Source organism: Lacrimispora xylanisolvens (assembly GCF_002934545.1).
GTDB lineage: Bacteria > Bacillota > Clostridia > Lachnospirales > Lachnospiraceae > Lacrimispora > Lacrimispora xylanisolvens.
On the sequence record NZ_PTJA01000001.1, the window covers coordinates 104273 to 118550 of the forward strand.

At 42.2% G+C, this 14278-nt stretch carries 15 protein-coding genes; 10 read left to right on the plus strand and 5 right to left on the minus strand.

Annotation, left to right across the window (positions count from 1 at the left end):
* Positions 1-3 precede the first annotated feature (3 nt).
* Entirely contained in the window at positions 4-1035 is a 1032-nt protein-coding gene (locus BXY41_RS00510) for a glycosyltransferase family 2 protein (protein ID WP_104433485.1), read from the plus strand.
* An 88-nt stretch (positions 1036-1123) separates the two neighbouring features.
* Here BXY41_RS00510 and rbr read toward each other — a convergent pair whose 3' ends face one another.
* The 5 genes from rbr to BXY41_RS00535 form a co-directional block, all read right to left on the minus strand.
* Positions 1124-1660 (minus strand): rubrerythrin, encoded by a 537-nt coding sequence (gene rbr / locus BXY41_RS00515; RefSeq protein WP_104433487.1) that lies wholly within the window; start codon positions 1658-1660, stop codon positions 1124-1126.
* Positions 1661-1686: 26 nt separating this feature from the next.
* Positions 1687-2229 carry an NADH peroxidase gene (locus BXY41_RS00520; RefSeq protein WP_104433489.1) on the minus strand — a complete coding sequence of 181 codons (543 nt, stop codon included), beginning with the start codon at positions 2227-2229 and terminating at the stop codon, positions 1687-1689.
* A 116-nt stretch (positions 2230-2345) separates the two neighbouring features.
* The gene (locus BXY41_RS00525; RefSeq protein WP_104433491.1) at positions 2346-2735 is read right to left on the minus strand and encodes a Fur family transcriptional regulator; all 390 of its coding nucleotides are present in this window, start codon (positions 2733-2735) and stop codon (positions 2346-2348) included.
* 94 nt (positions 2736-2829) lie between these two features.
* The gene (locus BXY41_RS00530) at positions 2830-3768 is read right to left on the minus strand and encodes a LysR family transcriptional regulator (RefSeq protein WP_104433493.1); all 939 of its coding nucleotides are present in this window, start codon (positions 3766-3768) and stop codon (positions 2830-2832) included.
* Positions 3765-4490: a phosphatase gene (locus BXY41_RS00535; RefSeq protein WP_104433495.1), complete on the minus strand. Its 726-nt coding sequence runs from the start codon at positions 4488-4490 to the stop codon at positions 3765-3767. Before BXY41_RS00535 ends, BXY41_RS00530 begins: the two co-directional genes overlap by 4 nt.
* Before the next feature lie 173 nt (positions 4491-4663).
* On the opposite strand from BXY41_RS00535, the gene BXY41_RS00540 reads away from it, so the two are divergent.
* The 9 genes from BXY41_RS00540 to BXY41_RS00580 all read left to right on the plus strand — a co-directional run bounded on the left by BXY41_RS00540 (position 4664) and on the right by BXY41_RS00580 (position 14273).
* Positions 4664-5596 carry a S1 RNA-binding domain-containing protein gene (locus tag BXY41_RS00540; protein WP_104433497.1) on the plus strand — a complete coding sequence of 311 codons (933 nt, stop codon included), beginning with the start codon at positions 4664-4666 and terminating at the stop codon, positions 5594-5596.
* A 130-nt stretch (positions 5597-5726) separates the two neighbouring features.
* Positions 5727-6404 carry a GTP pyrophosphokinase gene (locus BXY41_RS00545; RefSeq protein WP_104433499.1) on the plus strand — a complete coding sequence of 226 codons (678 nt, stop codon included), beginning with the start codon at positions 5727-5729 and terminating at the stop codon, positions 6402-6404.
* 75 nt (positions 6405-6479) lie between these two features.
* Entirely contained in the window at positions 6480-8279 is a 1800-nt protein-coding gene (locus BXY41_RS00550; protein ID WP_104433501.1) for a glycerophosphodiester phosphodiesterase, read from the plus strand.
* Between the two features lie 14 nt (positions 8280-8293).
* Positions 8294-8758, plus strand: a complete 465-nt coding sequence (gene dtd / locus BXY41_RS00555) for a D-aminoacyl-tRNA deacylase (RefSeq protein ID WP_104433503.1) — start codon at positions 8294-8296, stop codon at positions 8756-8758.
* 38 nt (positions 8759-8796) lie between these two features.
* Complete coding sequence (locus BXY41_RS00560) at positions 8797-10191, plus strand: aminopeptidase (RefSeq protein ID WP_104433505.1); 1395 nt, start codon at positions 8797-8799, stop codon at positions 10189-10191.
* A gap of 125 nt (positions 10192-10316) precedes the next feature.
* Complete coding sequence (tig, locus tag BXY41_RS00565; RefSeq protein WP_104434583.1) at positions 10317-11423, plus strand: trigger factor; 1107 nt, start codon at positions 10317-10319, stop codon at positions 11421-11423.
* Between the two features lie 25 nt (positions 11424-11448).
* The gene (locus BXY41_RS00570; protein WP_104433507.1) at positions 11449-12033 is read left to right on the plus strand and encodes a xanthine phosphoribosyltransferase; all 585 of its coding nucleotides are present in this window, start codon (positions 11449-11451) and stop codon (positions 12031-12033) included.
* The gene (locus tag BXY41_RS00575; protein ID WP_104433509.1) at positions 12030-12827 is read left to right on the plus strand and encodes an HAD family hydrolase; all 798 of its coding nucleotides are present in this window, start codon (positions 12030-12032) and stop codon (positions 12825-12827) included. The genes BXY41_RS00570 and BXY41_RS00575 overlap by 4 nt, the downstream gene beginning before the upstream one ends.
* 189 nt (positions 12828-13016) lie before the next feature.
* On the plus strand, positions 13017-14273 hold the full coding sequence (locus BXY41_RS00580; RefSeq protein WP_104433511.1) for an AAA family ATPase: 1257 nt from the start codon (positions 13017-13019) through the stop codon (positions 14271-14273).
* The last annotated feature ends 5 nt before the right edge of the window (positions 14274-14278 follow it).

The window sequence follows — 14278 nt, forward strand, 5'->3', positions numbered from 1 at the left end:
ACGATGATTACTGTCAGCGCATGTCTGATTGTAAAGAATGAAGAAAATGTATTGGCCCGCTGTCTTTCAAGTCTGAAGGATCTGGCTGATGAGATAATTCTTGTGGATACCGGATCCACAGACGCAACCAAAGAGATTGGAGCACAGTTCGGCTGCAAAATCTATGATTTTACCTGGGTGGATGATTTTGCAGCCGCAAGAAATTTTTCCTTTGAAAAAGCCGGGATGGACTATATCTACACCGCAGATGCCGATGAGGTCATTGACGAAGAAAACAGAAAACGGTTTATGGATTTAAAACAGTGTATCCTGCCTGAAATAGAGATTGTACAGATGAAATACACCAATCAGCTTCAGTTTAATACAACCTATAACTTTGACTGCGAGTACCGGCCCAAATTATTTAAAAGAACCCGCAGGTTTGAGTGGATGGACCCCGTTCATGAAACCATTCGTTTAGAACCTGTTATATTTGACAGTGATATTGAAATCATACATATGCCCGAAGGAAATCATTCCAAACGGGATTTTGATATATTTAGCAAGCTGATCAGAAAAGGGGTTCCTCTTTCTAAAAAGCTTCGTTCCATGTACGCCAGAGAACTGTTTATTTCCGGAGAAGACCAGGATTTTCTGGAAGCGGAAGATTATTTTAACGGGTTGCTGTCAGAGGACAGGGCAGAAGAAGAGTTAAAAATCATTCAGTGCGTTCTGACCAGATGCGGACGGATTAAAAAGGATGGAACCCAGATCTTAAAAAATGCCTTAAAAAATGTTGCCTGTGGCAAGGCGAGCTCAGAGGTCTGCTATGACGTTGGGGAGTATTTTATGGAGGCAGGAGATTTTAATGAGGCTGTCATCTGGTTTTATAATGCCGCTTATGAAACAGAATGTGAACTGAATATTCGTTATTCCAGAGAACTCCCTCTTCTTAAACTGGCAAGATGTTATGAACAAGCCGGAGATGTGACTCAGGCAAAGTTTTATGAAGAGCTTGCCAGAAAAGCAGTGGACGAGAAAGCTATAGATGAGTAGAAATAAAAAACGGGGCAGAAGTCAAACGAATGAAATTCATTTGGCTTTTGCCCCGTTCCTGCCATAACGGAGAGTTTATGGCAGTGCTTTAGTAATTTTCAGATTTTCTTTCAAAATAGGCCTTTGGATGAGCACATACCGGACAAATCTCAGGAGCATCCACACCTTCATGGATATAACCGCAGTTGCGGCATTTCCAGCCAAGGGGAGCATCTCCCTTAAAGGTTTTATCATTTTTCAGGCTATCCAGCAGTTTTAAATATCTCTTTTCGTGAGCTGCCTCTACCTTGCCCACGAATTCAAACTTCAGTGCAAGTTCAGTGAATCCTTCTGCTCTGGCTTCTTCTGCCATTCTTTTATACATATCGGTCCACTCATAGTTTTCACCCTCTGCAGCGTCTGCAAGGTTTTCTGCCGGAGTGCCAATGCCATGGAGTTCTTTAAACCACATCTTGGCATGTTCTTTCTCCTGGTCAGCAGTTTCCAGATATAAAGCAGCCATCTGCTCATAACCGGCTTTTTTAGCAGCAGACGCGTAGAATGTATACTTGTTTCTTGCCATGGATTCGCCTGCAAATGCATCTTTTAAGTTCTGTTCTGTTTTTGTACCCGCATATTTAGACATCGTAAAACCCTCCTTTTGAAAATGGATTAGCCGAAGTATCTTTCCAGTAAGCCCTTGAATGCTTTTCCGTGACGTGCTTCATCTTTTGCCATCTCATGTACGGTATCATGGATTGCATCTAAGTTTAATGCTTTTGCACGTTTTGCAAGATCAAATTTGCCTGCTGTTGCACCATTTTCAGCTACTACTCTTAATTCCAGATTTTTCTTTGTGCTGGAGGTTACACATTCACCTAATAATTCAGCAAACTTGGAAGCATGCTCAGCCTCTTCGAAAGCAGCTTTTTCATAATATAAGCCGATTTCAGGATAGCCTTCTCTGTGAGCAGCTCTGGACATAGCAAGGTACATACCTACTTCAGTACATTCCCCTTCAAAGTTTGCTCTTAAATCCTTCATGATATCTTCTGGAGAACCCTGAGCTACACCAATCTCATGCTCGCAGGCCCAGGACATATCTCCGTCCTGTAACTTAAATTTCTCAGAACCAGCTTTACATACTGGACAGAATTCCGGAGCTGTGTCTCCTTCGTGAACATAACCGCATACTGTACAAACCCATTTTTTCATGATCTCATGTCTCCTTTTATTTTAATTTTTATTTTTGTTATATGTTGGCAATCAATAACAATAATGATTACTGATATTAAGTTACCACAAGATTTGTCTTATGTCAAGAGAATTTCTCAATTATTTTCCAAACAATCATTACAAGTACCGTAAAAATAAATCTTGTGACTGTCTATCTGGCCCTCCGCATGTTTTTGAGCCAGTTGATTAATACTGTCCATGGGTTCCATAGGCAAATCATACACCTGCCCGCAATTCCTGCATACGAAATGATAATGCGGTGATGTATCCGCATCAAAGTGGTCGGCACCGTCTCCACAGGTCAGCTTCTGAATTTCTCCCAGTTCCACCAGAAGGTTTAAATTCCGATAAACGGTACCAAGGCTGATATTGGGAAATTCTTCGCGAATCGATGTGTATAAGGCGTCGGCAGTGGGGTGATCGTGTCTCGCCATTAAGCAGGTCTTAATAGATTCCCGTTGACGGCTGTACTTTAATGTTTTCATGGCCGCTCCCTTTCTATAAATAATAATTATAGTAATAATCGTTACTATTTAATAATATAGGATTATGCTCCGTTTGTCAATCTGCAGTTAAAATCTATATATTTTCCCTGGCAATGCGGATAAATTCTTCTGTAGCCTGGGACAGGTATCTGCCCTTGTGGCATCCAAAAGCGAGGATGCCATGGCTTCGCATGTAATTTAATGAAAAGTAATTTAATCCGGTTTTTTTCATAACGGAACCGGAGCCATCCTGGTTTCCGGACATAAACATCTTAGGATAAAAGGTAATACCCATTCCTTTGGAAGCCAGGGCGAGAACTGTTTCAATATTTTCTGTCTCCAGAAGAATATTGGGGGTAAGCTGTGCTTCCTCAAATATCTCATCGGCTATGGTGCGTACCCGGTTTCCTTTATTAATGAGCAGATAGGGACAATCCTTTAACAGGGTAACATCTGCATTGGATTCCAGTTCCTTTTTGACTGATTCCTGTCTGCCTGCAAAATAGCGGTCTAATATCTGATCCGGAACAACAAGAAGAATTTCCTCCTCGCAGATGGGTACTGTTTCTACATTCTCAGCTTTAAATGGAAGAAGGTCAATCATAAGATCGATCTCTCCATGGATCAGAGCATTGCTTAATTCAAACGAATTCCCCTCTACCAGATGAAGTTCAATATTGGGAAACTTCTCCTGAAAAGCGGGAAGAATAACGGGGAGAAGAAAGCGTCCTCTGGTATGAGATACACCAATGGAGAGCTGACCAATGGTGAAATCCTTAATATCTGCCAGCTGCCGGTATGTTTCATCCTTTAAATCCAGGAGTTCTTTGGCACGGATCTTTAAGGCGCGGCCTGCATAGGTCAGTGTCAGGGGCATGGTGCGGTTAAAGAGCTGAACATCAAATTCTTTCTCCATATTGGAAATATGGTTGCTTAAAGACTGCTGGGAAATATAAAGCCGCTTGGCGGCCCTTGTAATATTTAATTCTTCCGCAACAGCCAGAAAATATTCCAGGTTCAGGAAGTTAATCATAAATAAGCCTCCAGCTTGGGAATATAAGGGAGCAGCCGGTCAATGGAACTGTTTACAACCAGCTCCTCCGGAAATGAAATCTCCTCAAGAAGCTCCAATGCGCGGGCGTGATTTCCTACGTCAGCCTCAATGTGGGCATCACTGTTTATAATAACGGATGCTCCGTAGCGGCGGCATAGATCCAGCATTACCATATAGTTTTCCCTTGCATTCTTTCGTGGACTTAATGGGTGGAGAGAACTGGAGTTGACTTCCAAAAGGGTATGGTTTTTTGCCGCAGCGGCAACCAGGGTATCGTAATCGATTGGAAAACGGCTGTCATCCGGGTGACCGATAATTTTCACATATGGGTTTTCCATGGCACCCACACAGGCACTGGTATTCTGTGCCATTGTTCCGTTTTTATAACAGGGTTCGTGTATGCTTGCAATGGTGTAATCAAGATTTTGAAGAATGCCTTCTCTTAAGTCGATCCGGCCGGTATAATCCAGTATATTTAGCTCTGCTCCCATAAGAATATGAATTCCAAAGAGCGTTCGCGGGATCACTTTAAAATTAATAAAATAAAATTCGTTGCATGTTCCTGGCATTTTTGGTGCGTGGTCGGTGGAACCCATGAGAGCCAGCCCTTTTTCAGAGGCCGATCTTACCATTTCATACAAGGTGCTGTATGCGTGTCCGCTGGCCACGGTATGTGTATGCAGGTCCATTATGTCTTTCATCATGTTTGTCCTTTCTATTACAAAGCCGGATCATCTGATTCCGGCAGGTATGTATATTTCTTAAAATATAACATATTTTTCCTGATAAAACTATAGAAATATCGGGCGGGATGTGTTAAATATATACTTAGATTATGCCTGAAATAAGGTATTTTATGAATGGAGGAATTGTTATGGAAGAAGAGATGAAGACAGACGCCGTTTTAGAGGAGCATGTGGAGACCATGGATGACTACGCTGCAGAGCTGGAGGCATCCTTTAAACGGGTCAGAGAAGGCGATACAATTACAGGAACAGTAATCCGTGTCACCGAAGACCAGGTCTTTCTGGATTTAAAATATTATGCAGAAGGAATTATAAACAAGGAAGATTTAAGCAGTGATCCTGAATACAACCCACTTCTGGAAATTCATATGGGAGATGAAATCACTGCAACTGTGATTAAAACCGATGATGGGGAAGGAAATATTCTCCTTTCCAGAAAGCTTCAAAACGATCAGGCAGCATGGGAGAAGTTAAAGACCATGATGGAAGAACGCACCATCATAAAGGTGAAGGTTGCTGAGGTTGTAAAAGGCGGAGTTGTGGTTCACCTGGAAGGAATCCGCGGATTTATCCCGGCGTCCAAGCTGGCTGCGGAATATGTGGAAAATCTGGAAGAATTCAGCGGGAAGACCATCGATGTTACTGTTATTACTGCCGATGAAGAAAACCGCAAGCTGGTTCTGTCTGGAAAAGAACCTGCATTGTTAAAACAAAAAGAAGAAACCAGCAGGAAAATTGCCAAATGCCAGGCTGGAGCGGTGATGGAAGGAACGGTTGATACCATAAAGGATTACGGTGCATTTATTAATCTGGAAAACGGTCTTTCCGGTCTTCTTCACATTTCCCAGATCAGCAATCAGAGAATCAAACATCCGGGAGCAGTTTTAAAAGAAGGACAGACTGTGAAGGTTAAAATCATCTCAACTGCAGATAATAAGATCAGTTTAAGCATGAAAGCGGTGGAGGCTGATGAAGAAGAGGCAGAAGAGATTTTTGATTACAAAGAAGAAGGAAGTGCCTTTACCGGACTCTCCGGTCTTTTAAAAGGATTAAAATTTTAGAAACTGGGGAAAAACAATATAAAATATCGGGTTTCTATGGTATACTGTAAAAGAAGTAGCAGGGGCTGTCTATTGGGCTGCCCCTGTCTCACTGACCCAGACAGGTTACCAGGGAGAGGGGGAATGTGGAATGAATATTCCCAAATCATTTGATCAGGTTGACCAGTGGAAATCCGTCATATTTTTGTATGACTCAGCATTAAGGGAAATTAATACAAAAATAGAGATACTCAACAATGAGTTTGTGCATATCTATAATTACAACCCCATTGAGCACATCAAGTCAAGGCTTAAGACACCGGACAGTATTGTTAAAAAATTAAAACGGTACGGATACGATGTGACCATCGATAATATGGTGGAAAAGTTAAACGATATTGCAGGAATACGGATTATCTGCTCGTTTACTTCAGATATTTATCAGATTGCGGAGATGATAACAAAGCAAAGTGATGTAACAGTCCTTTATGTAAAGGATTATATTGAGAATCCAAAACCCAATGGATATAAGAGCTACCACATGGTAGTGACCATCCCCATCTATCTCACAGACGGGCCGGTTGACACCAAAGTGGAGGTTCAGATCAGAACGGTTGCCATGGATTTCTGGGCAAGTCTGGAGCATAAGATTTACTACAAGTTTGAAGGCAATGCGCCGGCATATCTGCAGCAGGAGTTAAAAGCATGTGCAGATGTGGTGAATATGCTTGATAAGAAGATGTTTTCTTTGAATCAGGCCATTCTGGAATTGAGTGAAGCACAAAAGCCCATACCGGACGGCGGGGACAGCAAAGCAGAGGAAGAATGATGAAAAAAGGGTACAGCCTTGACGATTCCACTCGCTTAAGGCTGTTTTTTAACTTCATAAAAAGAAGGTTGTTCTATGGGCACATTAACAAAAGACACATTTAAGATTCTCAAATATAATCAGAGGAATGGTTTTATCTTCACGCTGCTGTTTCGTCTGATCACAACTCCTCTGTATCTGCTTGCACTGAATGCAGGTCTGAAGTTTGCGCTTAAAATGGCAGATTACAGCTATTTAACTGTGTCAAACATCGGTTTATTTCTGATAAAGCCATGGACAGCAGTGACCATTGCAGTTCTTCTGATTCTTGGAATCATAGTGCTGCTTTTGGAAGCGGGCTGTCTGATTACATTGTATCAGGGGGCTTTTTATTTCAGAAAGCTGAATTTGTGGCAGATTCTGGCAGGAGGCTTATCAAAACTTCTGGATGAGATTCGCCGGAAAAACTGGCAGCTGGGACTTCTGGTTCTGGCAGATTACTTTATAACCAATGTATATCTGATTTACCGGGTATTTACCCATGTAAAACCCATTAATTTCGTTACTACTGAAATCCTGAGACAGCCATTGGGCCGCATGGTTCTGGCAGCAGTGATCCTGATACTTCTGCTCATTGTGCTTCCGGGACTTTATACGTTTCATGCCTGTATGGTGGAACAAAAGCGGTTTCGGGACGGCTATTTAAAAAGCTGGTGGCTTTTGAGACGAAGAATATTTGAGGTTCTTCCTCTGATGTTCTGTTACTACGGGCTTGCCATTCTTGCACTCTGGATGCTTTACGGATTCTGTGTGCTGATTACTGCCATTGCAGTCACCTTATTTACAGATAACCGTCTGGCACTTGCTGTACTGCCGGCAGCCTGTGACTGGATCGAACTGGTGCTTATATTCATTTCCAGTATGCTTCTGGCTGTAGGCAAATACGGGGCAGTCAGTGTTCAGTATTTCCGCTTTAACAGCAGGATTACCAGAAAGGCGGCAGCCATCGGTTATGAGGGCAAGCCTTTTGGAAACCGGAAGACAGCAGGCATTATTATGGCAGCAGCATCGGCGCTTTGCCTGATGTCCCTCTTCTATGTATTGAGAAACGGTTCGGTTATCACCGGAGATATGCTGAGTGAGATACAGATTACGGCTCACCGCGGCAGTTCCAATGAAGCACCGGAGAATACCATGGCAGCCCTTCATAAGGCAGTGAATGATCTGGCCGATTATGCAGAGATAGATGTCCAGGAAACACGGGACGGGATTGTGGTGCTGGGGCATGATTATACACTAAACCGGGTAGCCGGTGTGAACCGCAGCATAGGCTCTTATGATTTTGACGATCTGATGAAGTTAGATGTAGGTTCCTGGTTTTCCGATGAATATAAAGAGGAACGTATCCCGACTTTAAAGGAAGTCATGGAATACTGCAAAGGGAAGATCAATTTAAATATTGAGATTAAAAACATGGGGGAGGACAGTAACCTGCCCGATAAAGTGATGCAGCTGATTGAAGAATATCAGATGGAAGAGCAGTGCGTGGTCACATCTACCCGGTTCTCCTATCTGGTCAGAATCAAAAAGGCGGATCCCCAGATCCGGACCGGATATATTATTTCTGCGGCGTATGGGGATTTTTATTCCAGTGATTCCATCGATTTTATCAGCCTTCGCTCCAGCTTCATCAATGAACGGCTGGTGGAGGCTGCCCATGAAAAAGGTAAGGCAGTTCATGCATGGACTGTAAACGGGAAAAGTGAGATGGAACGCATGAAGATGCTGGGAGTGGATAACATTATTACAGATTACCCGATTCTTGCGCGGGAGATCATTTACCGGGAAGCTGCTACTGAAAGTCTGCTGGAATATCTGCAGCTGGTATTAAAATAGACAGGAGAGCACATATGAGGATTGTTTTACAGCGGGTCGCCCATGCTGCAGTCACCGTAGATGGACAGGAAACCGGCTCAATAGGGAAAGGCTTTCTTCTTCTGTTAGGAGTTTCGGATACCGATACAGAAGAGATTGCGGATAAGATGGTGGACAAAATTTGCAAACTCAGAGTTTTCGCTGATGAAAACGGGAAGACGAATCTATCCTTATCTCAGGTGGATGGAGAGATTCTGGTAGTGAGTCAGTTTACACTTTACGCAGACTGCAAAAAAGGAAACCGGCCCAGCTTTGATAAAGCAGGCTCTCCCCAGCTGGCGAACCATCTTTATGAATACACAGCTTCCCGTTTTGCCAATTACGTAAGAAGGGTGCAAACCGGCAGCTTTGGTGCAGATATGAAAGTATCATTATTAAACGACGGACCGTTTACGCTGGTATTAGACAGTGAGACAATTTGTCCGTCAATGACTCATTAACAGGGCTAAGCCCTAATAACAACGGAGGATTATTTACCATGGATAAAACAATTGGACAAAAGCTTCAGGATGAATTGACATTTAAATTTCCCCATATTGGAAAAGAAGCGCCGGAACAGACAGAAGAGGCAGAGATGTTTTGCCAGGGATATAAAAGATTCCTTGATAACGGTAAGACAGAGCGTGAATGTGTAAGAGAGGCCGTTGCCATGCTGGAGATGCAGGGCTATGTCCCGTTCGACTCATCAAAGAGCTACCGCCCGGGAGACAAGGTATACCAGGTGAACAGAGGAAAGGCAATTCTTGCCACCACCTTTGGAACACAGGGGCTTGAGAAAGGAATCCGCATTAACGGTGCCCATATTGATTCCCCCAGACTTGATCTAAAACCCAATCCTGTTTACGAGAAAAACGATCTCGCCTACTTTAAAACTCACTATTACGGCGGAATCCGCAAATACCAGTGGGCCACTACTCCATTATCCATGCATGGTGTAATTATTAAGAAGAGCGGAGAAATCATCGAAGTCAACATCGGTGAAAAAGAAGGAGATCCAGTCTTTTGCATTACAGATTTACTTCCCCATCTGGCAGCAGACCAGAATGAGAGAAAGTTAAGAGACGGACTGAAGGGAGAAGAACTGAATGTAGTAATCGGATCCCTGCCTTTTAATGACGATGCTGAAATCAAAGAGCCGGTAAAACTGATGGCTCTCAAGCTATTAAACGACCGTTTTGGTATTACAGAAGCAGATTTCTTACGGGCTGAGATCGAGATGGTACCGGCACAGAAAGCCAGCGATGTAGGTCTGGATCGAAGCATCATCGGTGCATATGGACAGGATGACCGGGTATGTGCTTATACCGCTCTTATGGCGGAAATCGATGCAGTGAAACCGGAATACACCACACTTACCATACTGGCTGACAAAGAAGAGGTGGGTTCTGACGGAAATACCGGATTAAACTCCCATTTTGTTCTTCATTTTATTGAGGATCTGGCAGAAGTGGCTCATGCAAATGTCAGATCGGTTCTGCGCAACTCCATGTGTTTATCATCTGACGTGAATGCGGCTTATGATCCTACCTTTGCTTCTGTTTACGAAGAGCGCAATGCCTGCTATCTGAATAAAGGCTGTGTTCTGACAAAGTACACCGGTGTCAGGGGAAAAGCAGGATCCAATGATGCCAGCGCAGAGCTTATGGCTAAGGTGATTGCCATGATGGAGAAGGAAGGCGTATACTGGCAGATCGGTGAATTGGGAGCAGTTGACCAGGGCGGCGGCGGAACCATAGCCAAGTATGTAGCTGCCATGGATGTTGATGTAGTGGATTTAGGAGTGCCCATCCTTTCCATGCATTCCCCATTCGAGCTTTCTTCCAAATTGGATGTTTATAATACATATAAGGCATTCAAGGCATTTTACAAATAATAACGGAATTTTGAAATTTTTGTTAATTTCCGGAAAGTGCTTTTTTTACTGTGCCTGATATGGTATAACTGACAGGAAGCGGTACGAATATGTTATATAATTTTAGAAGGAAAAAGGATTGTATTATGAGAAAATTTTTAAATGTATGTATGTGCGGTCTTGTTGCCGCCGCAATTATGACCGGTTGTTCTAAAAAACCGGCAGCTGAGACGACAACAGCAGCACCTGAAACAACAGAAGCTACCGAATCCTCTGCACAGGAAACTGTTCCCTCTGTAGATTTATCAAAAGTGGATAACGGAACCATTACACTGGGAAATTACAAAGGCATAGAAGTAAAAAGAGACACTGTAGAAGTGACCGATGAAGAAGTACAGCAGGCAATCCAGAGTGATCTGGCAGCTCATGAAAAAGACGTTGAAGTAGATCGTGCTGTACAGTCCGGTGACGTTGTAAACATCGATTTTGTTGGAAAGAAAGATGGTACAGCATTTGACGGCGGCACTGCTCAGGGCTATGATTTAACCATCGGAGCCAATCAGTTTATTCCTGGATTTGAAGAGGGTATCATCGGCGCTAAAAAAGGAGACAAGCTCTCTTTAGACCTCACTTTCCCTCAGGAATATACCAACAAGGATCTGGCAGGTAAACCTGTTGTATTCGAAGTAACCGTTAATACAATTAAAGAAAAGCAGACCCCTGAATTAAACGATGCATTTGTTCAGGAGAATACAAAGTTTAAAACAGTTGACGAATATAAGGAAGATAAGAAAACCACTCTTCTCCAGAATAAGAATGATCAGGCTGATCAGACTGTAAAGAGCAATATTTACGATGCAGTTTTAGCAAACTCCACAGTTGAGGCTAATCAGGAAGCCATTGATGCCAATGTTGAGAACGTAGTAGCAAGATATACCAATCAGGCAGCCGCCTATGGCATGGATTTTGCGTCCTTTATTACAGCTTTTACCGGAATGAAGGAAGAAGACTTCAGAAACACAGTGAAAACTCAGGCTGAGGGAATCGTAAAGCAGAGACTGGTATTAAATGCCATTGCTGAAAAAGAGGGAATCACAGTGAGTGATGATGACCGCACAGATGTAGCACAGAAGATGGGCTACGAAAGTGTAGACAGCATGATCCAGGCAGCAGGACAGTATGAAGTAGATGATTATATCATCAGCAATAAAGTACTGGATTTCTTAAAGGAAAACGCTAAGATTACCCAATAAATCACATACCATAGGGGGAACCTTTATGCAGCTTTTAAAGGATAGAATACGGAAGGACGGAAAGATTAAGTCCGGTGACGTACTGAAAGTAGACAGCTTTTTAAATCACCAGATGGATATTAAGCTGTTCGTGGAGATCGGAAAAGAGTTTAAGAGACGATTTGCAGATGAAGAAGTGAACAAAATCCTGACCATTGAGGCCTCCGGTATCGGTATCGCCTGTATTGTAGCTCAGTATTTTGATGTTCCAGTCGTATTTGCCAAGAAATCCAAGACGAAGAATATCGCCGGAGACGTTTATACCACTCAGGTAGAATCCTTCACCCATGGAAGAACCTATGATGTAATGGTATCCAGGGAGTTCATAGGTGCAGGCGACAAGGTTCTGCTCATAGATGATTTCTTAGCCAACGGCAAAGCACTGGAGGGACTTGCAGCGATTGTAAAAGATTCCGGTGCTGAGCTGGTAGGCGCAGGTATTGTCATTGAGAAGGGATTTCAGCCCGGCGGAGACCACCTTCGTTCAGAAGGAATCCGGGTAGAATCACTTGCGATTGTAGAAAGTATGGATGAAGCCACCGGTACCATCTGTTTTCGAGGTGACCGATGACAGGAAAGAGAAAAGCCCTGTTTTTTGATATTGACGGTACTCTGTTTTCGGAAATTAACCGGAATGTGCCGGAAAGCGCAAAGCAGGCCATTGAGCGGGCGAGAGAGGCAGGGCATCTGGTATTTATTAATTCCGGACGCACCTACTGCCTCACCGGGCCCATTCGGTCTCTCCTGGAGGTAGACGGCTATTGCTGCGGCTGCGGGACACGGATTGTGGCTGGGAATGACGTGATTTATTCTGCCTCAATTCCTCATGAAACGGGCATTAAAATTAAGAAAATGATTGTGAAATACGGTCTTGACGGGATCTTAGAGGGATCAGAAAGCTGCTATTTTAATAAAGAGGAATCACGAATCGAAAAGGTCAGAATCATGAAGGAGCATGTAGCTTCGGAGGGAAACTGTTCTCCGCTCAGCTGGGATGACGACGGTTATGACTTTGATAAATTCTGCGTTATGGAAGATGAACAAAGTGATATGAAGGGCTTTGCCAGAGAACTGGGACTGGATTTTGATATTATTAACCGGGGCGGCGGATTTTACGAATGTGTTCCGGCAGGACATTCTAAGGCGACTGCCATCGAGGAAGTAATCAGGCATTATGGAGTGGAACTTTCCGATACATACGTATTCGGTGACAGCACCAATGATTTATCTATGTTTGAATATGCAAAGAACTGTATCTTAATGGGACACCACAGCGTGGAGCTGGAGCCGTATGCCACCTTCTATACAAAGAATGTGGAAGATGACGGAGTGGCTTATGCGATGAAAAAGCTTGGACTTATCTAAAACTTTCAGAATAATAAAAGGGAGTATTGCGAAATGATGTGAAATCTCTATGATTTCATATCAGAGGCAATGCTCCTTTTTTTTAAACAAAACAATATACATTTAAATGAGATAATATCACACTTTAATGTTGATTATATATAAAAACCGGGTATAATAAAAGGTAGAAAAGAAGGTGAGGTAAATATCATGTTAATACAGTTTAATTTTAAAAATTATAAATCCTTCAGAGACGAAGCTACATTAGACCTTTCAGCAGCCAAAATGACTGAGTTTTCAGAACGTGTTGTTTGCATTGGCAGTGAAAAAATTCTTCCTGTTGCAGCAATTTATGGTGCAAATGCAAGTGGTAAGTCAAATGTCTACAATGCATTTGAATACATGACAGAATATATAGTAGAATCATTTAAGTACGGTGACGAAGAAGAAAAATTTACAGAGTATAGACCCACCCCATTTTTGCTTGACAGTAATTCAGAAAATGTAGAATCCAGCTTTGAAGTCTATTTTACAATACCTGGTGATAAAACGGAAAAATCATATAACTATGGGTTCTGCATTGGTAAAGTAGGTATTACAGAAGAATGGTTAAATGTAAAAGCAAAAACAGCCAGAAAATATAGCCCTGTATTTTATCGTTCAGAGGATACTTTGGATCTTATTGGTATTCCAAAGAATAGCAGAGAGAATATAGAAGTTGCTTTAGAAAAACAGGTTCTGATTGTGTCCTTGGGAGCCAAATTAAAGATTGCAAAATGTAAAGCAATTCGTGATTGGTTTTTTGCAAATCAATTTGCTGATTTTGGAGATGTGATTACCAATTTTTTTATGTCGAAAAGATTGCCAAAAGAATTCGTAGAAGATAAAAACGTACAAAAGAGAGTAGTTGAATTTTTTGCATCTTTTGATGAAAACATTAAAGACTTTCGTGTTGAAAAGATTTCGGCAGAGGGAGACTCAAAAGAAGGTAAATATAAAATTAATGCACTTCATAAAAAGATAGACTCGGATGAAATGGCAGAGATTCCATTGTATTTGGAATCAGCAGGAACTTTAAAAATGTTTGCTTTATATCCAGAGATACAGGAAGTAATCAATAAAGGAAGCATATTCTTTATAGATGAATTAAACGCACGGTTACACCCACTACTGGTAAGAAATTTCATTCTTACATTTTTAAATCCGCAGATAAATGTAAATCATGCACAGTTGGTATTTACAACACATGATACCTGGCAGTTATCAAATCAATTGCTTAGACGAGATGAAATTTGGTTTACTGAAAAAAGTCATGAAGGAATATCCACCTTATATTCACTCGCGGATTTTGTAAATGAAGATGGGACCAGAATCAGAAAGGATGAGAGTTACGAAAAGAATTATCTGATTGGTAAGTATGGCGCAATTCCCTCCTTAAAGAGTATTGACATTTTTAAGGAGGGTTAAGAGTG